Origin of the sequence: Pantoea sp. Taur, from assembly GCF_009830025.1 — a bacterium.
GTDB classification, from domain to species: domain Bacteria; phylum Pseudomonadota; class Gammaproteobacteria; order Enterobacterales; family Enterobacteriaceae; genus Pantoea; species Pantoea communis.
This window is the reverse complement of the sequence record NZ_SZZZ01000004.1, coordinates 173,168-195,115: the sequence shown is the minus strand read 5'-3', so window position 1 is coordinate 195,115 and position 21,948 is coordinate 173,168. Positions and strand designations below refer to the sequence as shown.

The window sequence follows — 21,948 nt, the reverse complement described above, 5'->3', positions numbered from 1 at the left end:
GCGGGCAGGTAAAGAAGGGCACAGAGAATAGCATGAGAAGAGAGCAAGGAAAACGGTTGCGTGGCCGGAAAACGGGCAATGGTGCGATAAGAGGAATCTTCATCCCGCTGAGTGTCGAGCACGAATGCGCCCGACTATTTCAGGATTCGATTTTAAAACGGGAATTCGATCAGCTGCACGCCATCGGCATCGACCTGAATCATTGAGCCATTTTCGTGCCAGGCACCGAGCACCACGCGCTGGGCGCTTTCACCTTGCACCAACAGCTCATGCACCGCCGGACGGTGAGTATGCCCGTGAATCAGAATCCGCACCTGCTGGCGCGTCATCGTATCGATCACAGCTTGCTGATTAACATCCATGATGCTTATCGACTTGTGCTGATTGGCTTGCTTGCTGTCGGCGCGCATACGTGCGGCAATGCGCATACGAATCCGCAACGGCAAGGCGAGGAACAAGCGTTGCAGCCAGCGCTGATGTACTTTGGCGCGGAAGCGTTGATAGCCTTCGTCGTCAGTGCACAAGGTATCGCCGTGCATAATCAGCACGCGATGGTCGTACAGGCTGAGCACTTGTTCTTCCGGCAGCAACGTCATCCCGCTGGCACGCGCAAAACGTTTACCGAGCAGGAAGTCTCGATTGCCATGGATAAAGAATTTGGGGATCGGCAGGGCTTTTAGTGCAGCAGCGATTTCACGATGTAGCGGATTAGGATCATCATCGCCAATCCAGGCTTCAAACAGATCGCCGAGGATGTAAAGCGCATCGCAATCGCGCGCTTCACCCTGCAAAAAATGCAGAAAACCGGCAGTAATTGCCGGTTCTTCTGTGCACAGATGCAAATCTGCGATAAACAGCGTGCGCGACATTACTCGCTAACAGTCACTTTCTGGATGACAACGTCGTCAACCGGAACGTCCTGGTGCATGCCGCTGCGGCCCGTTTTCACCGCTTTGATTTTCTCAACCACGTCCATGCCTTCAACCACTTCAGCGAACACGCAGTAACCCCAGCCCTGCAGGCTTTCGTCACGGAAGTTCAGGAAGTCGTTGTCTGCTACGTTGATGAAGAACTGTGCAGTCGCTGAGTGTGGCGCCTGAGTACGGGCCATCGCCAGCGTACCTTTGGTGTTCTTCAGACCGTTGTTGGCTTCGTTACGAATGTCTTCTTTGGTGTCTTTCTGCTTCATGCCAGGCTCGAAACCGCCGCCCTGAATCATGAAACCGTTGATAACACGGTGGAAGATGGTGTTGTCGTAGAAACCTTCACGGCAGTAGTCCAGGAAGTTTTTCACGGTAGCCGGCGCTTTGTCATCGAAGGTTTTGATTACGATGTCGCCATGGTTCGTCTGGAAAGTGACCATTATATTCGTCCTGTTACGGGTGTCGTCAGTATCAACTGCCGCGCCTGCTAAGCGGCGGGGCATTTTTGTAGACGCCTCTTATATCACAAATTCCGATGGCTCGTCAGTAAGGCAGCCACAGAAGGTAAGCGAGCGATGCACAACTGAGAAAAATACGGCACAATACCCAGCTACGCTGGAAAGGCGTATCCCGCAAACGTTAATAACGGAATCGTTCAATGCTGAAGATCTATAACACCCTGAGCCGTCAGAAAGAGGAATTCAAACCGATCCACGCTGGTCAGATCGGCATGTACGTCTGTGGAATTACGGTTTATGACCTTTGTCATATCGGCCATGGGCGTACCTTCGTTGCATTTGATGTGGTGTCACGTTATCTGCGCTATGTGGGCTATCAGCTCAAATATGTGCGTAACATTACCGATATTGAAGACAAGATCATTAAACGTGCCAACGAGAACGGTGAGAGCATCGAAACGCTGACCAACCGTATGATCGCTGAAATGCACAAAGATTTTGACGCACTGGGCATCCTGCCGCCGGATCTGGAACCGCGTGCCACGCGCCATATCCCTGAAATCATCGAACTGGTTGAGCGTTTAATCGAACGCAAACACGCTTATGTGGCCGATAACGGCGACGTGATGTTCGATGTGCTGAGCGACAAAGGTTACGGCGTGCTGTCGCGTCAGGATCTGACTCAGCTGCAGGCGGGCGCGCGCGTTGAAATCACCGAGATCAAACGCAACCCGATGGACTTCGTGTTGTGGAAAATGTCCAAACCTAACGAGCCCGCGTGGAATTCGCCGTGGGGCAACGGTCGTCCGGGCTGGCACATTGAGTGTTCCGCGATGAACTGCAAACAGCTCGGCACCCACTTCGATATCCATGGCGGTGGATCGGATCTGATGTTCCCGCACCATGAAAACGAAGTGGCGCAGTCAACCTGTGCGCACGACGGCGATTACGTCAACTACTGGATGCACTCCGGCATGGTGATGGTCGACCGCGAGAAGATGTCGAAATCACTGGGCAACTTCTTCACCGTGCGCGATGTACTGGCGCATTACGATGCGGAAACCGTGCGTTACTTCCTGATGTCGGGCCACTATCGCAGCCAGCTCAACTACGGCGAAGATAACCTCAATCAGGCTCGTGCGGCGCTGGAGCGTCTCTACACCGCGCTGCGTCACACCGATGCCAGCGCCACACCAGCAGGCGGCGAAGAGTTCGAAGCGCGCTTCCGCACTGCGATGGATGACGACTTCAATACGCCGGAAGCCTACTCGGTGTTCTTCGATATGGCGCGTGAAGTCAATCGTCTGAAAACCGAAGACAAAGCCGCCTCTGATGCCCTGGCCGCGAAACTGCGTCAGCTGGCGAACGTGCTCGGCATCCTGCAACAGGATCCAGAGCAGTTCCTGCAGAGCAGTGCGCAGGTGAATGATGACGAAGTGGCGGAAATCGAGCATTGGGTCAAAGCGCGTTCTGATGCGCGTGCCGCAAAAGATTGGGCACAGGCGGATGTGGCGCGTGACAAGCTGAATGAGCTGGGCGTGATTGTCGAAGATGGTCCGCAGGGTTCGAGCTGGCGTCGTAAGTAATAGTGTCGGGTGCGCGTTTATCGGCACTCGAATTTGAAGATTGAAGGGTGCGCTGTCATCAGCACCCAAATTTTCAGGTTGCAGGGTTCGCCTTAATACGTACCTGAATTTACCAGCCGCAGAATAGCAAAAGGGGCGAACCACGGTTCGCCCCTTTTCATTGCCTGAACGCTTAAGCTACAACGGTAATTTTATAACCCGCGAACTCAACTTTCTGGCCAGCCACAATCTTGCAGCGCTTACGCGTTTCAATTGCGCCATCAACACGGACTTCGCCATCCGCGATAGCCACTTTTGCCTGCGCACCGCTCTGTACCCAACCTTCAAGTTTCAGCAGGTCACACAAATCAACGTGAGCATGTTCGCCCAAAGAAAAACTGGCCATTATGCCTCCTCCACGTCGTGATACTCTTCGCACGCGACTAATGTATTTTGAATCAGGGTCGCGACGGTCATGGGACCGACGCCACCGGGAACCGGGGTGATGTAAGACGCACGCTCAGACGCGCTCGCAAAATCCACATCGCCCACCACTTTACCGCTCTCCAGACGATTGATGCCAACATCAATCACCACCGCGCCTGGCTGGATCCAGTCACCCGGAATAAAGCCCGGTTTACCGACCGCCACCACCAGCAGATCGGCATGCTCAACGTGATGACGCAGATCTTTGGTGAAACGGTGAGTGACGGTGGTAGTGCAGCCCGCCAGCAGCAGCTCCATGCTCATCGGACGACCGACGATATTGGATGCGCCAACCACCACGGCGTTCAGGCCGTAGGTATCGATATTGTAGCGCTCCAGCAGCGTGACGATGCCGCGTGGGGTACAAGGACGCAGCTTCGGCGCACGCTGGCACAGACGACCGATGTTGTACGGATGGAAGCCATCGACATCTTTGTCCGGCACGATACGTTCCAGCACTTTGACATTATCGATGCCGGCTGGCAGCGGCAGCTGAACCAGAATACCGTCGATTTCGCTGTCATTGTTCAGCGTATCGATCAGTTCCAGCAGTTCGGCTTCGCTGGTGGTCGCAGGCAGATCGTAAGAGCGGGAGATAAAGCCCACTTCATCACAGGCGCGACGTTTGCTGGCGACATAGATTTGCGAAGCGGGGTTCTCACCCACCAGCACTACTGCCAAACCTGGTGCACGTTTACCGGCTGCCAGTCGCTGCTGTACTTTTTCGGCAACCTCAAGGCGCACCTGCTGCGCAATCGTTTTACCGTCAATAATTTTTGCTGCCATCAGAGAGGAAATCCATCTGTAGAGAGTTAAATCGGGGATTGGCGCCTATTCTGTCAGAAGCGCGTCCGGCTGTCAGGTAGAGATTCATTTCACCCGTGCGTTTCACGACTTTCCGCAGTGACGTGAGACCGCCTTAGCGCGTATTATGTCCCTCAGGAAATTATGTGGATGCCGTGATGATTTGGTTAATACTCGCCACGCTGGCGGTGGTGTTTGTTGTAGGGTTTCAACTACTGACGGCCGGTTCGCGCCATGCTGCGCAGGCGCTGAGTAAAAGGCTGCAACTGCCGCCTGTGCACATCGAATCGATGCTGTCGCTGATCGGTAAGGATGCGGCAAAAGAGTTCACCGATTACATCGCGGGCGATAATGAATCCCATCTGGCTAACGGCGCAGCGGTGATGCTGATCTGGCAGGTGTTGATTGTCGATGGTAGCGACGAGAACGCGGTGCGCTGGCACGGGATTCTGACTAAAGCTGGATTTTCGGGACTGATATCGCGGCAGCAGCTGTTGCTGGCGCTGGGATTTCTGCGTCAGCTGGAGCCGGAGAGTGCGGAACTGCATGCATTGCGGGAGCAGTATAATGCGCGGTTTACGCAGCAGGGGATCGAGCTGGAAGGTGAGGCGGGTGAGGTGAGTAATTTGGTGTCGATGAGCGAGTGGCGTAAGCGGCATTGAGAGGCGGGGAGTGTTGGGCATGGGTATTGAGGACGGATGGCGCGCGGCGTGGGGCGTATTGCTCGGTCTTCAGGACGAATTGTTCAATGATTCAACACTCTGGAGCCGCAGGGCGGCAAAAACGTTGACGCGAGAGCGTGCAAACGTATAATCCGACGCAACCACTATGCGCCCTTAGCTCAGCTGGATAGAGCACCGGCCTTCTAAGCCGTAGGTCACAGGTTCGAATCCTGTAGGGCGTGCCATTTCAAGTCAATACTCCTCTGCTGAAATTTCTTTCTTTGATTTATTTCCCCATGTGGCTGAATAATTCTTTCGCGAATCCTACCAATGTAAATTTAGAAGGAAATCATCATAGAAAATAATATTTGTTGTCTGCGAAGGACATCTGGGCTGAAAAGTTTTAGCAAAATGTAATCTGACAAATACCTGTATAGCTAACTGGTGGCTGTCAGGTCTGGTATGAGTTAATACAAATTAAGAAAACTCAGCATAAGTGTGCCAGAACTTACGCTGAGAGACGTCCATCACATCACTACACCAACTACATCTTTGTCACTTGAGAAGTCATCCGTTTGTGTAAAAATAAACTGCTTTAAAAACTGATCAATACGAATATTCAGCTTAAAAAGAGGTAACGTTACACCATCCTGTTTTTCAAAATAGCTCCTAGCTTTCGCTTTATCTACAGTGTCTTTTAAGGCGTCGAAGCGACCAAAATCGTTGAGATTTTTATCATTAATACTATCAGCCATTAATGCAACGAGTAGTCCTTTATCTAAACCAAGAGCATGAACAACTGCGTTTAATTGCACATTTTCGGCGTTATCTTTGTAGGTGTTGATGTAATCTCTAAAAGTGTGGCCTTCAATTAACTGTGCATCACCGCGTTGCAAGTCGTGCAAGAAGAGCTTGGCGTACTTTTGCTCGCTTTGGGTGAGCGATGCAAACGACTTGTGCAGCTCATTTAATGTGATTTCGATGCTCGTCGGGTCTTGATGCTGGTTCAGCTCCTTTAAATATTTATCAAAGCGGCTGTTCATGTAGTCAGCATCGATTTTTCCGGTATCTATTTCAGTTAAATAACCACTGATGTCATAAGGCACATCACCACCACCGCCACCGCCATCTTTGCTTACCAACTCTTTATAGCGCAGTACCAAGCTTAGGTAAGTTTGTTCGCCTATCGCCAGTGTTACCTCATGTTCTATATCATCTTCAGTAAATGAATAGACCGACTGTTCCCAATGCAAGCCTTGAACCTTAGCTGCTTCTAGGTGCTGGCTAAAGGTGTTAAAAAATTTGGCGAATTGGGCACAGGTTTCCATATCGTCTGGCAGTTTTTCATAGTTCTCAATCCCTGCACTGACGAAAAGCTCAGTAATGTCCGCCACTAATTCATTCATGGCTTTAAGATTACTTTCTAACCTATCAACAAATAAGCCGATTTTTCTGTCGCCGGAGTAGAGTTTTACTGCATCGTTAATGTGCTGCTCCATAGTGTGTGGATAGCGATAATAACGTATGATGCCGTGGGGTTTGTCGGGGCCAAACAAGCGGTTGGTGCGCGAGAAAGCTTGAATAATATTTTGATATTTAATCACCTTGTCTAAATACAAGGTGTTAAGCCATTTGGAGTCAAAGCCAGTGAGCATTTGGTCCACCACAATCAGCAAATCCAATTGCTTCGATGGCTCGTTTTGAATGCGCTCGTAAGGTTTTTTATGGGCAAGGCGTGCCGCTAAATCTTTCTTAAAAGCCGCATGGCGAGAAAAATCGAAATCATGGCCATAACGCGCGTTATAGTCGGCCATGATTTCGTCCAGTCCATCGCCTTTAAAGGTGGAACCACGATCGCCACTGCCGTCGTTATCAATATTTGGGTCAAACAAAGCCGATACTTTAAGTTCAGGTTTTGCGGTCTTTAAGCGGCGGTAATAGTCGATGGCTTCGGCAATACTGTTAGTCGCCAAAATAGCGTGAAATTTATAGTTTTGGCTGAGCACATCCCATTTATCCAAAATGTCACTCACGACTTTTTCTTGGTGTGTATCAGTTAAATATTGGCTTTTAGGCACATAATCTTCGATCCCTTTATGATATTTATCGGTGATGTCTTTATGGCCAGCCATAGGCACATTATTCATAAAGTGATTAAATTTATTCTTTTTGGCTGGGCTATCCATGGCCTCTTTAACTGAGTTGGCTTTGGCTTGCTCTAACGCGACCGCTTGTCTTAGATCACTGTCTCGGAATGTAGGCACTTTGTAAGGGTCAAAACCTAATACGTTGCCATCGCGTATGCCATCGGCAATGCTATAGCGATGTAGCTCGTTACCAAATACGGTGCTGGTGGTATTGCCGTTTTTTTCGTTATCTTCTTGAATCGGTGTGCCGGTAAACCCGAAAAACAGGGCGCGCGGAAAGGTATGTTTAATGATGCTCAACATTTCACCAAAGGTAGAGCGATGCGCCTCATCGACTATAAACACTAAACGTTTAGCGCGAATTTTTTCAATATCCACAGAGTTTGTGGCCGTGCCTTCGTCATCTATTGTTTCAAAAATATTACTCATTTTTTGAATGGAACTAACAATTAACGTATCGGCGGGAGCGGTACTTTTTAATTTGGTAATGAGTACGTGAGTATTTTCGGTGGCTTGAACGTCTTCGCCATCGCCGGCAAAATTGCGATATTCCGTGAGCGACTGGGTGCCCAACTCAATCCTGTCCATTAAAAAAATGACTTTATCGGCATCTTTGGATTGTGCGATCAACTGTGCGGATTTAAAGCTGGTCATGGTTTTACCCGAACCCGTGGTATGCCACACGTAACCCCCGAGGCGATCGGGATTATTGGCCGCGCTACCCAGTTGCTGCCAGTTGGTTTTGGCTACTTTGTCCGATATGGCATTGGCGGCGTAATATTGATAACTGCGCATGACCTTAAGCACGCCGTCGGTATCGTCGGCAACGGTATAAAAGCCAATCAACTGGTGCGCCATAGGGATTGAAAGCAGTGTGGAGGCAATGTCTTTCCAGTGGTTCATGGGCTCGTTGTTAAAATCGGCCCAGTTAAATTGATAATCTGGGTTAAACTTGGCGTCTAGCCCAGGATTAGCAAAGTATTTGGCCTCGTTAGGCTCCATGGACACAAACACTTGGATGAGCGAAAAAAGGCCGCTAAATACGCCTTCCTTGCTATACTTCTCAATTTGGTTTACGGCTTGGCTAACCGGTATTCCGCTGCGCTTTAGCTCTACATGAATTACCGGCATACCGTTGATCAGAAGCAGCACATCGCCACGGCGATCATTACGCAAAGGGCTGCCGCGTTCAAATTTCGGTTGTTGCGCAATTTGGTAACGGCTTTGGCCTGCGGCAATTTCTTGGCGATCGTAAATTTTTAAGCTGATTTCTTTACCTAGATGTATGTTATCGGCAGGGTTATCCCGCTTAATGGCTACGGTTTTACCGTTAATTAAACCGTTTAGTTTTAGCGGGGTTTTAAGTTCGTTGATTTGCTCTATAATCTGCTGCATTTCACTGTTGGTGAGCGGTACATCGTTTAACCGGTCACATTGGCGATTATTTTCGAACAAAATATTTGCCCAGTTTTGCAACAAATCGGCCTCGGTTTTGTTTTTGAGTATTTCCGACTCCCAACCTTTGTGGGTGAGTACTTCAATAAAGGCCTGCTCAAATTGCGCTTCGTTTTTGAAGGTGATCATGTGCACTCCTTATACAAACATTTTTCTCAAGCAAGCCTGCTTGATGTTATTGAGCTTGGTAATTTGTTGTTGGTGTTGGCTAATCAGTATGTCGAGATTTTGGAAATATTTTCCGATGACAACTTGTTCGTTGAGCGTAGGTAGTAGTAATGGTAATTCGAAAAACACTGAGTCCTTAATCGAAAATCTATCGGCCCTAGCCCCAGTATCACCATTAAGAAACATGAAAGTGTGCCAGAGCTTAGTCTGGAAAAAATACTCAATGAAAATGGTATTAACGTCTTTTGTTCTAAAGACAGTATAAAGTGGAGACATTACGCCAACTCTACCCAGTGTATTTCTCTTGATAGGGCCGCAAGGGGCGAGCGTTGAGATTCTGGGATTGTAGACAAAGTCCTCAGGCTGAACTACAAAGTATCCATTTATGTTATTGAAGTTTGAGATGTCTTTATCAAAATAGTCGCGCTGACTGATTATTCCAAACTCGGCTGAGTTAGTAAAAGTTTCTGAAAAAAATACTGAAGTGTTTTTTTCAGTGATCTTGTCAGCTATCATACTTAGCTTCACCTCAGTCCACCCTCTACTATATTCGCTAAAGCGAATTTCTGGGATGGTTTTACCCTGTTTCGGAAACATTTTTTCCAGCATGGCTTTTTTTATGTTGCTGAGCTTGTCATGCTTTTGGTGGTGTTGATTTATTAGCGCGTCTAGCTTTTGGAAATAGTTGCCTATTTGCGTCTGTTCTTTTTCTTCCGGAGAATGCAACTCTAATCGAAGGACTGCTGGCTTTGAGATATTCTTCATTGAGCCAGAGGTTCCTGTCGCCAAATCCGATAGAGCTAGCCGTCCTTTATCTGAGCCCAACATGTAGGCGATGAACTTCAAATCACCTTTAGACGTTGGTTTTGCAGCCCAAAGTCTGTCAGGCAAGAAATAGTTAGCGTAGCCACTGCTGACATAAGCATTGGCTCCCACTAGCGCAGGAGTATTCATTCTGCTAATGATGATTGTATTTTTTAATACTGGTTCTTTTAAACGTTTTATTTCTTCTGTTTTGAATACGACCTTATTTTCGTTCGGTTCAAAATGTCCGTTGGTTACACAACTTGTTTTGAGAATTCCAAATTCTTTTTCGTTAGCAGGTCTATCACCAGAATTTACGCTTACACCTGCATCCAATGAACTTATAAATGTGCCCAGCGGATATTTCTCCCACTCCCCACTAAACTCTTTAAAACGAATCTCTGGTACTTTGTAATCCACACTCATCTTATTCGCCCTTCAGTAAGCCGGTGAGTTCTGCCAGTCCCTGCATATCAAACTCATTACCTTTAAGTTCGCCCATCATCACTGCCAGATGTTGCTCGGTCATTTTTATCTCATGGGCCACCTGCGAATAGGTCGTGGCGTATTTATCAGCCAAGGATTGCACCTGGCGGGTGAGCTGGCTAATCACGGCGTTTGGCATTGCGGTGAGTTCGTTAATTAATGGCGCGATCCATTTAAGGTGCAACAGGTTGTTCACTTGTTCATCGGTTAACTCTTCGATGGTTTTTTTTGTTTTTGAGTGCAGGGCAGCGGCGGCATCTTTGGCCGCTTTCTTCATAATTTTTTCTTCATCAATTAAATCGTTTGCACGAATAATTTTGGCTTCAAAGCTTTCTTCTGAAAATTTAACTTTACTGTCTTTTTGTTCTTTCAGGAAGGCTTTGGCGGCTTTGCCTACTTCGGCATTGGCAAAGCCATCTTTGCTATCTTTGACTGTTCTTTGTTCTTTTTCTTCTTCGGTCAGGGATTCTAGAATTTCTTCAAGCGCACTGGCGATTTCTGACAGGCGGGTTTCTTGAGTTGCCAGGGCTTGTAAATCATCATTTAAGTAAATTAGTTGCACTAAATTAAAGGGCAATATATGGCCTTTCCACCCGTCCTGTACTTCGATGTCTTTGCCGTCTTTCTTTTTGATGACTATATTAGGATCAACCTGTCTAGTGGCGGCATAGCCTTCGGTTTGCATCATTTCTAAATCGGCGCTGATGATTTGCCACTGGTTGTTCAGAAACTGGTAAGCCTGGTATTTGTCGATTAGGGCAATCTGGGCCAGGCGAGTAAATAGATGAGCGCTTAACACCGTCTCTTGTTGATTACGCTTTACGCTTTCCCAGTTTTTTATTAGCCAGGTGTTTAGCTGGTCATCAAATCCACAGAAAGCCTGGTTATAGGCGCTGATAAATGCTGACACTTGCGGATGCCCGCTAATCTTGGTGTTGACGTTTTGCCTTGCAATAGCCAGCTCACTGTAGGCGGCGGATGTTGGCTTAAATAGGATATCGTGTAAATGCGGGAAAGCCTGCCAATAGCTGTGTAACTCGGCGATTTCGCTGTTGGGGATGCCACCGAGCAGTGTGGCGTGCAAATCCCAGCATTGTGCCATCGCCGATGAATCCACATAGCGAGGTATACTAAGGACGTAACCGTTGTCGACTAAGGTTTGTTTACACACCAATTGCGAGAATTTGTCGATACTTTCTCGGTTAATCACTGCATCAGTAATACGTTTGATGTCACTGGCTTGAAGTTTGTTGTTTTTGCCTTCTTTCATAAAGTGCTTGGAGGCATCGACCACTAACACATCGGTGTTTTGGCGTTTTTGCTTGAGTATTAAAATTACCGTGGGAATGTCAGTACCAAAAAAGATGTTTTCAGGTATTCCGATAACCGTATCGATATGGTTCTGTTCAATAAGTTGCTTGCGAATTTGACCTTCTTCACCGCCACGGAACAAGACGCCATGAGGCAGTACGATAGCCATAATGCCATCAGGTTTTAGGTGGTAAAGATCGTGCAGTAAAAAAGCAAAATCGGCTTTGGCTTTGGGTGCCAGTCCAAATCGTGAATAGCGGGGATCGCTGCCTTTAGAGCTTGGGTCCCAGTTTTGTGAGTAAGGTGGGTTGGACACCACTGCATCGACATGTAAGGCGTAGTATGAGCCTTTAGGATCGCTGTCATCAAAGTATGGCCAATCGTCTTCCAGAGTGTCACCATTACGGGTTTTAATGTTGCTGGCTTTAATACCGCGCATGATGAGGTTCATGCGGGTTAGATTGTAGGTGTTGGCCTTTAACTCTTGAGCAAAATAGGTGATGCTGTCTTTATTTTTAGCATATTTCTCTACCGCCTCACCGATATTAATCAGCAACGAACCAGAGCCGGAAGTAGGGTCGTAAATTTTGATGGTATCTTTGTGTTTTAACTCATGAGCGATGATATTTGACATGAGTACCGAAACTTCATGAGGCGTGTAAAACTCACCTGCTTTTTTTCCAGCATTGGCGGCAAATTTTTCAATCAGATATTCGTAAATGTAGCCCAGTACGTCATACCCTTGATTACTATTCATCGGGATGCTTTTGATCAAGTGCAGTAAGTCGCTGATAGCTTTGGTGCGTTTACCAGCGCTTTCACCCAGTTTGCTTAAACCTGTTTCTAAGGTGGTAAAAATGCCTTCAAACAGTTTTTTGTAAGTTGGCGAAATCAAACGGCTAAAAGCCGAGAGCGCATCTCGAACGTTAGACTCACCAAATTCGGATTTCGGATCAACCCATGTAGAAAACAGATTATCGTAGGCAATAAAGTAGCCTAGGTTGCTTTGCACGTATTTAACTGTGTCGGCGTCTCCTTCATTGAGTCCTTTGATGTCTTCAGGAGTCATACCCTGTCTGGTGACAAACTGCACCAACTGGTCGCTTAGGTACTTGTAAAAGATAAAGCCGAGTATGTAATCTTTGTATTCGTTGGCTTCAATTTTAGAACGCATCTGGTTAGCTGATTCCCAGATTTTTGCCGCAAGTTGCTGTTTATTCACTATAAGTCCTGTTAAAAGCAAATCTTTTTGAAAAAGGCTATTTTAGGGGGTTTGATTGTACGTTTGATAAGAGCTCCTTGCTAGCGGCAAGGCTCTACCAGTATGTGCCAGTGACTAGTTTTCCTGCAAAGGCGGCCATCTTCATCTGCACCAGCTTCGATGTTTTGGACTGATTACTTGAAATGACTTAGTTATTATGTAATTAACACATCACTCATCCACATCATCCGTTCCCCGCGCTTCGCCGTTAACTGGTATGCAACAACCCATAATTTTAAGGTCTCTGAAAGAGCAAAGTGCTTCTGTATCGGGTGACCCTGACCCGAAATCCTGCGCCATTCAGAAACAGAATTTAGGTATGATAATGATTCCCCTGAGCTGAAGTTGTGCCGATGAATAAGTCACGATTCACCGAAGAGAAGATTGTCTTTACCCTGAAGCAGGCTGAGCTGGGTACGTCCGCGCCCGAAGTCTGTCGAAAACTTGACATCTCCCAACGCCTCATTTTGCACCGAGCGAAAAAAGTACGGCGGAATTTCTCCTCCAGAACTCAGGCACATGCGGCAACTCGAGGAAGAAAATCTTAGCCTAAATAGCTGGTTGCCGACCTGAGCCTCGACAAGGCCATGCTCCAGGACGTGCTGGCAAAAAAAGCTCACGCTGGCACGTCTGCGAGAGTGAGCCATGGACTTTCAGACCCGCTTCGGTGCCAGTGAAAGACAGGTCTGTTTTGCGCAGCAGATCAGCCGAAGTACGTACCGCTACCGCTCCGTTGCGGCAAACGACAGTGCGCTGCACCTGCGCATGAAGGAAATCACCGAAACCCGTGTTCACTATGGTTACCGCAGGGTGCATGTCCTCTTGAAACGGGAGGGTTGGCGCGATAATCATCAGCGCATTTACCGGCTCTACCGTGAGCAGGGACTGTCGCACCGGCTTAAACGCCCGCGCGGTAATAAGTCCGCACTGAAACGCCAGCTACAGCCTCAGGGTCTCTGGCCAAACCACGTCTGGGGCATGGATTTTATCTCTGACGCGCTGTTTGACGGCCGCCGGCTCTGTCTACTGACGGTCAATGACCTTTACACGCGTGAGTGTCTGGGGAGCTGTGTGGGTCAGAACTTTCGATTTGCGGATGTGGCCGAGATGCTGGACAGCATAGCGCTGAGTCGACCACTACCTAAGCTTCTGAAAACTGATAATTGTTCTGAGTTTGCCGAAAATATGCTAGATAAATGGTTGTACGAACGTCATATCCGGATTGACTTCTCCCGGCCAGGGACGCCTACGGATAATGCCACAGTAGAGTCGTTCAGCGGCAGGAATGTCTTAACGAAAACTGTTTTATGTCGCTGAAGGATGGCCGGTGCAAAATCGAGGACTGGCGCGTACACTATAACCAGAGTCGCCCTATTCTGCGCTGGACTGGGTGAACCCATCAGAATCTGCCGGTTGCAAGAATATACACCTAGCATGAAGTCGGTTTTTTCTGATTATGGCTAGAGGACTATATTCGTGGCCTGGATGCATCATGCAGTACCTTTTCCCAATAGCTTGAACGAAATCGTACCTTTTTACTAATTGTTCTAAACAAGTAATGTTAGGATTGATATTTAGCATACGCGAGGGAGTATAGTGGATAAAGCTTTCTGTACTATTGATGAAAAAGAATGGATTGCAAATGCATTTTACGCATTGCCTATTGCTGAGATCCAATTCAAGAGACGGAGTTTGCTTTGCACTGAATGTAAGGGGGATGCATGGTTCAGACGATCAAGTTACGGAAATGACTCACCGCATTTTTGTGCCCATCATCAAGAAAACTGCTCACTGGGGACATCCTACGAAACTGTAGGAGAGGGGAATGAAAATAGAGGATTACCTGCATCAGATGCCGATAACGGCATAGTACTGGATTTAGGATTAACGCAAAGCTATGACATTAATGTCAAAACAGAAGCATATAACATTGAGCCTACACCTCAGGGGCAAAAGTACACGGGTGAAAAAACTGCTGATGGTGGGAGTTTAAAATATCCAGCGCATTTTACTTTAAAAAACCTACTTTATAAGTTAGTGCAGTCAAAAGGGTTATGCTATGCCGATAAAAAGGTGGGGTTTAAAGATCAATATTTTAACGATTTGCCGGACAGTGGGGGAGAGCTGTTTGTCGAATTCATTAATGTTGCACCATGGATGGACGGCGCTCGTAGAATATTCTGGGGGTTTATTAGTGATGTTGGACAAACAAGAGATGGTAAAATTTGGTTAAATGCAGGTAATATCAAATCTGGGTTAAGTGTTTGCATTAATGGTGAAATATCAAATGAGTTTAAAGAGCAATTTAAGGTTAAAAGTAACCTTGATGAATTAGATGGATGTCATGCACTAATTATTGGTACTTGTACATATGCTACAACAGGCAAACCAATACTGTGGTGTGGTGATCTTAGTTATATAGTATTGAGGAGGTATAAGTTAGATAATGGTTTCTGATATTACTACTGTGTAGTAAATGCCAATTTATAGACAAGTCTTAATAATATTAATGAAAAGTACGATAATTTAAGGAGGTAGAAGATTCTTACCGGCAAATTACTTGCCGTTTCGTAGGTTCAATACACTATGAAGTAATACAATTTAGTATACAACTGAGCATACATTATCAATGTATTGATTTTTTTTAAAATTAGATGACTAATTTGTAAGGCGAATCTGGCCTTCTCGGAGTGTCGCCATCCCGAAAATTCGCCACAACTCGCCAATCTCCCAATCCCCAACAAATCCAGCCCCTCCGAATTAAACAGATACTCATTATCCCCAAGCCCAAAAGTCTCCTGGAAAGATCTCTCCTCGGTCACAAACGAAACCCCAAACTTCTTCTCCGCGTCCTCCAGCAGCTCAACTCCATCATCTCCGGTAATACCCAGATCAGCATCCTGCCGGGTATGCTCAGTGATCACAGACTTGTGATCCCCCGAAAACTCACGCACAAACTCAATCACCTCTTCCAGAGTAGGCTTCACACTAACCTCCCAGATTCATCCCTAGCCACCAACGGCAAATCCTCATCCAACGTCCCCAGCAAATACTCCACAAAAACCCTTACCTTACTGTTCGCCGTCTGTTTCGTTGCGAACACCGCACTCACCGGCATCGATCCCACCGCAAACGCCCTCAACACTGGCACCAGCGCCCCGGAAGCCAAATCCGGTCCCGCCAGCCAGGCCGGAAACTGCGTAATCCCCAATCCCGCCAGCGCCGCGGCACGCTGTTGCTCACCATCATTGCTCTGAAACCGCCCTTGAGGCATCAGCGTTATCGCCTTACCGTGCTCATCCTCAAACCGCCACGGATGCATGCCGCGTCCGGCATTGAACGAGATGCACTGATGCTCACTCAGTTCAGCAGGTGAGGCGGGCACGCCATACTTCGCCAGATAATCCGGGCTCGCCACCGTAATCAGCGGGCTGTCGGCCAGCTTGCGTTGTGTCAGCGCCGAATCCTGCAGTTCGCCGTGGCGGATGGCGACATCGATATTCTCTTCAATCAAATCCACATGTCGCTCGGAGATGCGCAGCTCTACATTCAGCGCCGGATAGCGCGCCAGCAGCGCGGGCAGGCGCGGCACGATATAGAAGCGGCCAAACACGGGTGCCACTGAGATACGCAGCGTGCCTGCCGGTTCATCTGCGCCATATTTGACGTTTAATTCAAGCTGGTCGAATTCATCGCGCAGGCGCTGTGCACCGTCATAAAAGGTTCGGCCCGCGTCGGTCAGGGCGATGCCGCGTGAGGAGCGTTTCAGTAGCGGGTGATTAAACTGCTTCTCCAGCGCGGCGATCTGTTTGCTGACCGCAGATTGTCCGACACCGGCTTCTTTGGCAGCGGCGGAGAAACTGCCGCATTCGACCACGCGCATAAACAGCCGGATAGCATCAAGTCGATCCATCATGTAGTCCTGGAGGGAATAAATTGTATTCCATTAAGCCAGCTAGTTGCGAAAATTGGAATGGCATAAGGTTGCTTCTCACCCTTTTACCGGAGCAACTTATGAACAAGACACAGCATTCCTTAACCGATCACGACCGTTTGCAGGTGCAGCAATCACTGGCCGAGCAGCAAGCGCATCGCGAGCACTTTAGCGGCACAATGCGCGAGTATTATGACGAGATGACCGCGGAAACACCGCTGGCAGCAGTCGTGCACTGTGAGCACGTCGCGGATTCGGGTTGGTGGCTGCATCCGCAGGAGATGCGCACCGAGCAGGTTATCGTGTTCATCCATGGCGGTGTGTATATGCTCGGTAGCGCTCAGGCCTATCGCGGATTCGCCAGCCAGCTGGCGGTGCGCACCGGCTATTCAACCTTTGTGCTGGACTATCCGCTGGCACCGGAACATCCATTCCCGGCCGCGCCGGACAGGGTGATTGAGATATTAATCGGGCTGGTCGACAGCGGCATTGAACACATCTCGCTGGTGGGGGATTCAGCGGGTGCTGCGCTGTCACTGGTGGCGCTGCAACATCCGCAGTTGGTGCAGAAAATCAGTGCTGCGGTGCTGTTTTCGCCCTGGACCGATCTGACCTTCAGCGGCGATTCGTTTAATGATCCCAGCACACGCGATCCGATTTTCCAGCCATCGATCCTGCGCGATGCCGCTGCGGCTTATTTGCAGGGCGCATCGGCGGAGGATCAACGCGCCTCGCCACTGTTCGCGCAGTACCGTCAGTTACCACCGCTGATGATTCAGGTTGGCACCGAAGAACTGTTGCTGGATGACGCCACGCGCTTAGCGGCTCAATTAGCTGAGCAGGGCGGTGAAGTGCAGTTGGATATTTATCAAGGCATGCACCATGTGTTTCAACGGGATATCCGCCTGGATGCCACGCGTCACGCACTGGATTCCGCTGCCTGTTTTATTCGCCAGCATCAGTAACATTCGCATGCCCGGCTAGTGATTCCCGTAACGCAGGCCGGGCACAAATCCCTCCTCACATTCCCGTCCCATCACACCCCACACGCATTTATTTTAGCGATTCCCACATCCACCGATATAACCGTTAAGGGATCGTTTTCGGAGAGTGGTGGCTGGCGAGACAAGGAAGAGTCAATTTGAAGCTGATGCCTAACGGTTAATGACGCACGTCAATTCACCCAGCCGCTCTACTTTATCGGTCAATGCGCGGGACGGGGTGAAAAATGGAAAAGGTACTGATTGTTGACGATCATCCAATCACGCGATTAGCGCTCAAGATACTGATTGAAGAAGATAATCGGGTAGTCGTAGGAGAAGTGGGCGATGGCATTCAGGCTATAAAGTTTGTGAAAAAACTGCAGCCGGATTTAGTGATTATTGATATCGATATCCCGGTGCTCAACGGTATCGATGTCATCAAGCGCTTGCGCCAGAGTGGGCACGAGATGGGCATTCTGGTGCTCTCCGGCAAAGACAGCGAGCACTACATTCGCCGCTGCGCCACGGCGGGTGCCAACGGATTTATGAGTAAGTGCAAAGATTTAACCGAGCTGAGAGATGCGATTCGCGCCATCAGCAAGGGGTACGGTTTTTTCCCGATGAATCGTGCGCGTCAGGGCTCGCATCTCGATGATGAAAACAGCGACCAGCGCAAAATTGATGAGCTGTCGCCGAAAGAGCTGGATGTTTTACGGCAGCTGGCGCGCGGCGAGAAAGTGGTGGATATCGCGCGAGGTATGAACATCAGCGATAAGACTGTCAGCACCTATAAAAGCCGGCTGATGATGAAGCTGGAGTTAAAGAATCTGGTGGATGTGCTCGATTTTGCCCAGCGGCACAATCTGGATTGAGGCGCTCGGCACTTCATGCGCTGAACTCGTCTTTGAGAAAGGTTTCGATTGCCTGATTTAACACTTGCACGCAGCCCAGCGTTTCATCGAGCATCTGGCCGAGATGGCGTTCATCGGCTGGGGCGCCACAGGCTTGCTCTAATTCGCGGCACTGATCGGCAATCGATATGGCACCGATGATCTGCACTGAACCTGCCAGACGGTGCAGGCTGCGCTCCAGCGCGGGCCAGTCGCGATTGTCGTAACAGGCGCAGGCAACCTGCATATCATGCAAATTTTCATCGCGGGTGGCGCTGAGCAGGCGCTGCAGCATCTCGTTATCCTGATGAGCCAGTTCGCGCAGGGCGTTAAGATCGAGCAGATGATTCAGCGCGACATGGCCGGGATAGAGCACAGCAGCAGGGCGCGGCACCTTTTGCAGCAGTGCTTCCAGCTGCGGCAGACGCAACGGTTTGAACAGGCAGTCATCCATGCCCGCTTCGAGGCAGCGGGAACGCTCTTCCGGCTGTGCGTTGGCGGTCAGTCCCATAATGGTGAGCGGCTCGCGCTGTTTTTTACGCAGTTCGCGCGTTAGGGTGAAGCCATCCATCACCGGCATGCTGCAATCGGTGATCACCAAATCAATCTGGTTTTCCTGCCACAGCCACAGCGCCTGTTCGCCATCCTCGGCTTCGATCACTTTGTGCCCCAGTCGGGTGAGCTGGCGTTTCAGCAGCAGGCGATTGGCGGGATGATCATCCACCGTCAGGATGGTTAACGGCAGGCCGCAGGCATCTTGCTGGCGTATCGGTTCCACCGGCGCGCTCACCGCTTCACGGCAATCCACCGGGATGCGCACGCAGATGCGGGTGCCGCGCCCCGGCTGGCTGTGCAGCGTCAGGCTGCCCGCCATCATCGCCACCATTTGCTCGCAAATCGCTAATCCGAGTCCGGTGCCGCTCTGTTTTTTGCCCGATGCGGATTGCTCGTAAGGATTGAATATCAGCTGCTGATCCTCTTCGCTGATGCCGATGCCGGTATCCTGCACCGTGAGTTCCAGCGTGGCGCGATCGCCTTCGCCGGGTTTGCTACGCACCTGTACTTCCACCGTGCCGCGCTCGGTGAATTTGATGGCGTTGCTGATCAGGTTGGAAAGGATTTGCCGCAGACGCATTGGATCCAGCAGCAGTTCGTCCGGATGCAGCACATCAATCTGATAGTGCAGCAGCAATCCTTTCTGGCGCGCCAGTCCTTCGAACACGCGCACCACCGGTTCGGCCAGGGTATCGAAGCGCACCCATTCCGGCGACAGTTCCAGCTTGCCCGATTCGATTTTCGCCATGTCGAGGATATCGCCAATCAGCCCCATCAGCGATTGCGCGGATTCATAGGCGACGCGCACTGATTCTTTATCGCACGGCTGTTGCAGACGATTGGCGACCGCCAGCTCCAGTAAGCCAATAATCGCGCTGATCGGCGTGCGGATTTCGTGGCTCATGGTGGCAAGGAAGGTGCTTTTGGTGCGGTTAGCCTGTTCGGCGCGCTCGCTGGCCTGCAGCAAATCGCGGGTCAGCTGTTCATGTTCCGTTACGTCCTGCCAGCTGCAAATCATACCGGCGATGTTGCCGTGATTATCGCGAAACGCCACCGCGCGGTGGATCACATCACGCAGTTCGTGGCCGTTATCGATCTGGCCGCGCTGCGGTGCCATCTCCAGTGAGGTTTGCTCTGCCAGCAGGGCCATTTGCGCCTGGCAGATGGCGTGCAACGGGTGCGCGCTGTCGCTGAGTGGCAGCTGGCTGACATTGGAGTGTGGATCGTTGAAGAACTGACTCCAGGCCGGATTTTTGTTGGTCATTTCCCCTTTGTGGTCGATGACGTAGATCGGCACCGGCGTGCCGTTGAACAGGGTTTTCTGGAAGGTGGCTTGTTCCTGCAGTCGCGCCTGAGCCTCTTTGCGCTGACGCACCGCGCGATGCAAATGGTAGTTCCAGAACAGCGAGGTGATCACCAGCACCGCGAAGATCCCCGCCAGCCAGTAAAACTCGTGACGATACGCCATCCAGGTGTCGAGTTTGACATCGGGCGTGCCCTGCCATTTCATCGCCAGCAGCGAGATATCGCGCGGCGGGATGGTTGCCAGCACCTTGTTCAGAATGCTCAGCAGTTCCGGGTTATCACGCCCCACGGCAAAGGCAATTCGCGCCGGATTTTCCCCGAGGCGTGAGACAATCTGCAGCCGATTGCTGAAGTAGCGATCGATCATGTATCGCGCGGCAATCAGGTTATTCACCGCGCTATCCACCCGACCCTCATTCACCATCTGTAGTGCAATACTGGCGTTCTCAACGGTGACCAACTTGATGTGGGGGAAATTTTCCGTTAGCCAGCTGGTGAGTTCGTGCTGGGGTGTGATCGCCAGCGTATCGGTGTCATTGAGTGATTTGGGCGCGCCCAGCGTATTTTTACTCACCAGCACATACGGCGGCAGCACGTAAGGGCGGGAGAAGAGGGCGCGCGCTTCACGCTGCGGGCTGTGGGCCAGCGAGCCAACCAGCTCAACTTCATGGCGGCTGAGCCGGTCGAACATTGCGTTGACGGAAGAGGCTTCGATCATGGTGAAGTCGATACCGGTGCGCAGATGAATCAAACGCAGTAAGTCTGCAGTCATACCGTTAAATTTGTTGTGCCGATCTTTTAGCGTGAAAGGCGCATCGAGCGGGTTCATCACCACGCGCAGTGTCTGATGCTGAGCCAGCCAGCGCCGCTCACGATCGGTGAGTTGCAGAGAGGGGGCCGCCATCATCGGCGGCATGCTTTGCACCCATTGATGGAAGATGGCTTTATGCTGCTGCAAGGGAATGGCGTTCAGTACCGCATTGACGCCCCGATACAGTGGCGCATTGCGGATGGGAAAGACAAAGCGCGGTCCGGCATCGGTGGGCTCAAAAATGCGTATCACGGAGAGCGTCGAGGCGTAGTTGCGTTCAATCAGGTAGTTGGCGGTGTTGAGATTGCCAATAAAGTAGTCGTTTTCGCCAAAGGCTAATGACGCCAACGCACTGAGGGCAGAAGGATAGCGGGTGATTTTCGCTTCTGGATAGCGCGCCTCGATCCAGGCATCGCTCAGGTAGCCTCGCGGCATGGCGATCTGCATCGGCGAATTATCATCACTCATTTCAGACATGATGTTATCGCGCGACACCATCGCAGGGTAATCAGAGGCAAACGGGGTACTTAATAATAGCTCTGCGCCAGTGGGTTCCGGGCTGCCCGCGCTGTCTACCAGTATATCCACCTTGCCTTGCTGCAAGGCATCAAGCGCCGCACTGCGGCTGCTGTAATAATGCGTGTTGATGTGTAAACCGAGGTAATGCAGAACTAAAGCGGTGTAGTCGGCGGAGATCCCTTCCAGCGTGTTGGCATCGATGACCATATCGAACGGCGGATTTTCAGGCGCGTAAATCGCAACGCTGACTTCGCGCTTTTCGCCCAGCCAGCGCCAGTCGTTGTCGGGGAGATCAAAGGTCAGCAGGACATTTTGTTCACGGCTGACCAACTGCATGATGCGGGGATCTTCAGCCCTGACTGGCTGGCTCATCAGGCAGAGCATCAGGCCAATCAGGAGGAGTAATTTAACCATCACTCTG

The 21,948-nt window shown here is 50.0% G+C and carries 15 protein-coding genes, 1 tRNA gene and 1 pseudogene; 7 read left to right on the top strand and 10 right to left on the bottom strand.

Features of this window, described 5'->3' with window-relative positions; genetic code table 11:
* Positions 1 to 152: 152 nt before the first annotated feature.
* Together lpxH and ppiB are read right to left on the bottom strand one after the other, a co-directional pair.
* Positions 153 to 869 carry a UDP-2,3-diacylglucosamine diphosphatase gene (lpxH, locus tag FD744_RS07695; RefSeq protein ID WP_160867901.1) on the bottom strand — a complete coding sequence of 239 codons (717 nt, stop codon included), beginning with the start codon at positions 867 to 869 and terminating at the stop codon, positions 153 to 155.
* The gene (gene ppiB / locus FD744_RS07690) at positions 869 to 1,363 is read right to left on the bottom strand and encodes a peptidylprolyl isomerase B (protein ID WP_034828227.1); all 495 of its coding nucleotides are present in this window, start codon (positions 1,361 to 1,363) and stop codon (positions 869 to 871) included. The genes lpxH and ppiB overlap by 1 nt, the downstream gene beginning before the upstream one ends.
* 218 nt (positions 1,364 to 1,581) lie before the next feature.
* Between ppiB and cysS the strand changes: the two genes are divergently transcribed.
* Positions 1,582 to 2,967 (top strand): cysteine--tRNA ligase, encoded by a 1,386-nt coding sequence (gene cysS / locus FD744_RS07685; protein ID WP_034828229.1) that lies wholly within the window; start codon positions 1,582 to 1,584, stop codon positions 2,965 to 2,967.
* A 172-nt stretch (positions 2,968 to 3,139) separates the two neighbouring features.
* Here the strand turns inward: cysS and ybcJ are convergent, their stop codons facing one another.
* Together ybcJ and folD are read right to left on the bottom strand one after the other, a co-directional pair.
* Entirely contained in the window at positions 3,140 to 3,352 is a 213-nt protein-coding gene (ybcJ, locus tag FD744_RS07680; RefSeq protein ID WP_034828230.1) for a ribosome-associated protein YbcJ, read from the bottom strand.
* On the bottom strand, positions 3,352 to 4,218 hold the full coding sequence (folD, locus tag FD744_RS07675) for a bifunctional methylenetetrahydrofolate dehydrogenase/methenyltetrahydrofolate cyclohydrolase FolD (protein WP_160867900.1): 867 nt from the start codon (positions 4,216 to 4,218) through the stop codon (positions 3,352 to 3,354). The genes ybcJ and folD overlap by 1 nt, the downstream gene beginning before the upstream one ends.
* A gap of 176 nt (positions 4,219 to 4,394) precedes the next feature.
* Here folD and FD744_RS07670 point away from each other — a divergent pair, with 176 nt between their 5' ends.
* Both FD744_RS07670 and FD744_RS07665 read left to right on the top strand, forming a co-directional pair.
* Positions 4,395 to 4,898, top strand: a complete 504-nt coding sequence (locus FD744_RS07670; protein ID WP_160867899.1) for a DUF1198 family protein — start codon at positions 4,395 to 4,397, stop codon at positions 4,896 to 4,898.
* A gap of 168 nt (positions 4,899 to 5,066) precedes the next feature.
* Positions 5,067 to 5,143: transfer RNA gene (locus FD744_RS07665), tRNA-Arg, on the top strand.
* 282 nt (positions 5,144 to 5,425) lie between these two features.
* Here the strand turns inward: FD744_RS07665 and FD744_RS07660 are convergent.
* From FD744_RS07660 to FD744_RS07650, 3 genes are read right to left on the bottom strand one after another with little or no spacing between them, the layout of a single operon-like run.
* Positions 5,426 to 8,629, bottom strand: coding sequence for a type I restriction endonuclease subunit R (locus FD744_RS07660; protein ID WP_160867898.1), 3,204 nt, complete (start codon positions 8,627 to 8,629; stop codon positions 5,426 to 5,428).
* Between the two features lie 9 nt (positions 8,630 to 8,638).
* Positions 8,639 to 9,898: a restriction endonuclease subunit S gene (locus tag FD744_RS07655; protein WP_160867897.1), complete on the bottom strand. Its 1,260-nt coding sequence runs from the start codon at positions 9,896 to 9,898 to the stop codon at positions 8,639 to 8,641.
* Between the two features lies 1 nt (position 9,899).
* Entirely contained in the window at positions 9,900 to 12,491 is a 2,592-nt protein-coding gene (locus tag FD744_RS07650) for a type I restriction-modification system subunit M (protein ID WP_160867896.1), read from the bottom strand.
* Positions 12,492 to 12,883: 392 nt separating this feature from the next.
* On the opposite strand from FD744_RS07650, the pseudogene FD744_RS07645 reads away from it, so the two are divergent.
* Positions 12,884 to 13,968, top strand: a pseudogene (locus tag FD744_RS07645) (IS3 family transposase).
* Positions 13,969 to 14,126: 158 nt separating this feature from the next.
* The gene (locus FD744_RS07640; protein ID WP_160867895.1) at positions 14,127 to 14,987 is read left to right on the top strand and encodes a hypothetical protein; all 861 of its coding nucleotides are present in this window, start codon (positions 14,127 to 14,129) and stop codon (positions 14,985 to 14,987) included.
* A gap of 119 nt (positions 14,988 to 15,106) precedes the next feature.
* Here FD744_RS07640 and FD744_RS07635 read toward each other — a convergent pair whose 3' ends face one another.
* On the bottom strand, positions 15,107 to 15,517 hold the full coding sequence (locus tag FD744_RS07635) for a hypothetical protein (RefSeq protein ID WP_160867894.1): 411 nt from the start codon (positions 15,515 to 15,517) through the stop codon (positions 15,107 to 15,109).
* Complete coding sequence (locus FD744_RS07630) at positions 15,514 to 16,443, bottom strand: LysR family transcriptional regulator (RefSeq protein WP_237449366.1); 930 nt, start codon at positions 16,441 to 16,443, stop codon at positions 15,514 to 15,516. The genes FD744_RS07635 and FD744_RS07630 overlap by 4 nt, the downstream gene beginning before the upstream one ends.
* Before the next feature lie 101 nt (positions 16,444 to 16,544).
* On the opposite strand from FD744_RS07630, the gene FD744_RS07625 reads away from it, so the two are divergent.
* Positions 16,545 to 17,429, top strand: coding sequence for an alpha/beta hydrolase (locus tag FD744_RS07625; protein ID WP_160867892.1), 885 nt, complete (start codon positions 16,545 to 16,547; stop codon positions 17,427 to 17,429).
* 263 nt (positions 17,430 to 17,692) lie between these two features.
* Positions 17,693 to 18,319: a response regulator gene (locus tag FD744_RS07620; protein WP_160867891.1), complete on the top strand. Its 627-nt coding sequence runs from the start codon at positions 17,693 to 17,695 to the stop codon at positions 18,317 to 18,319.
* Positions 18,320 to 18,332: 13 nt separating this feature from the next.
* Here FD744_RS07620 and FD744_RS07615 read toward each other — a convergent pair whose 3' ends face one another.
* The gene (locus tag FD744_RS07615) at positions 18,333 to 21,941 is read right to left on the bottom strand and encodes an ATP-binding protein (protein WP_160867890.1); all 3,609 of its coding nucleotides are present in this window, start codon (positions 21,939 to 21,941) and stop codon (positions 18,333 to 18,335) included.
* Positions 21,942 to 21,948: the final 7 nt, after the last annotated feature.

Coding starts and splice junctions, on each gene's coding strand:
- FD744_RS07655 (WP_160867897.1), bottom strand. CDS start 9,898: ATGAGTGTGGATTACAAAGTACCAGAGATTCGTTTTAAAGAGTTTAGT.
- FD744_RS07630 (WP_237449366.1), bottom strand. CDS start 16,443: ATGGATCGACTTGATGCTATCCGGCTGTTTATGCGCGTGGTCGAATGC.
- lpxH (WP_160867901.1), bottom strand. CDS start 869: ATGTCGCGCACGCTGTTTATCGCAGATTTGCATCTGTGCACAGAAGAA.
- ppiB (WP_034828227.1), bottom strand. CDS start 1,363: ATGGTCACTTTCCAGACGAACCATGGCGACATCGTAATCAAAACCTTC.
- ybcJ (WP_034828230.1), bottom strand. CDS start 3,352: ATGGCCAGTTTTTCTTTGGGCGAACATGCTCACGTTGATTTGTGTGAC.
- FD744_RS07660 (WP_160867898.1), bottom strand. CDS start 8,629: ATGATCACCTTCAAAAACGAAGCGCAATTTGAGCAGGCCTTTATTGAA.
- FD744_RS07625 (WP_160867892.1), top strand. CDS start 16,545: ATGAACAAGACACAGCATTCCTTAACCGATCACGACCGTTTGCAGGTG.
- FD744_RS07670 (WP_160867899.1), top strand. CDS start 4,395: ATGATTTGGTTAATACTCGCCACGCTGGCGGTGGTGTTTGTTGTAGGG.
- folD (WP_160867900.1), bottom strand. CDS start 4,218: ATGGCAGCAAAAATTATTGACGGTAAAACGATTGCGCAGCAGGTGCGC.
- FD744_RS07620 (WP_160867891.1), top strand. CDS start 17,693: ATGGAAAAGGTACTGATTGTTGACGATCATCCAATCACGCGATTAGCG.
- FD744_RS07615 (WP_160867890.1), bottom strand. CDS start 21,941: ATGGTTAAATTACTCCTCCTGATTGGCCTGATGCTCTGCCTGATGAGC.
- cysS (WP_034828229.1), top strand. CDS start 1,582: ATGCTGAAGATCTATAACACCCTGAGCCGTCAGAAAGAGGAATTCAAA.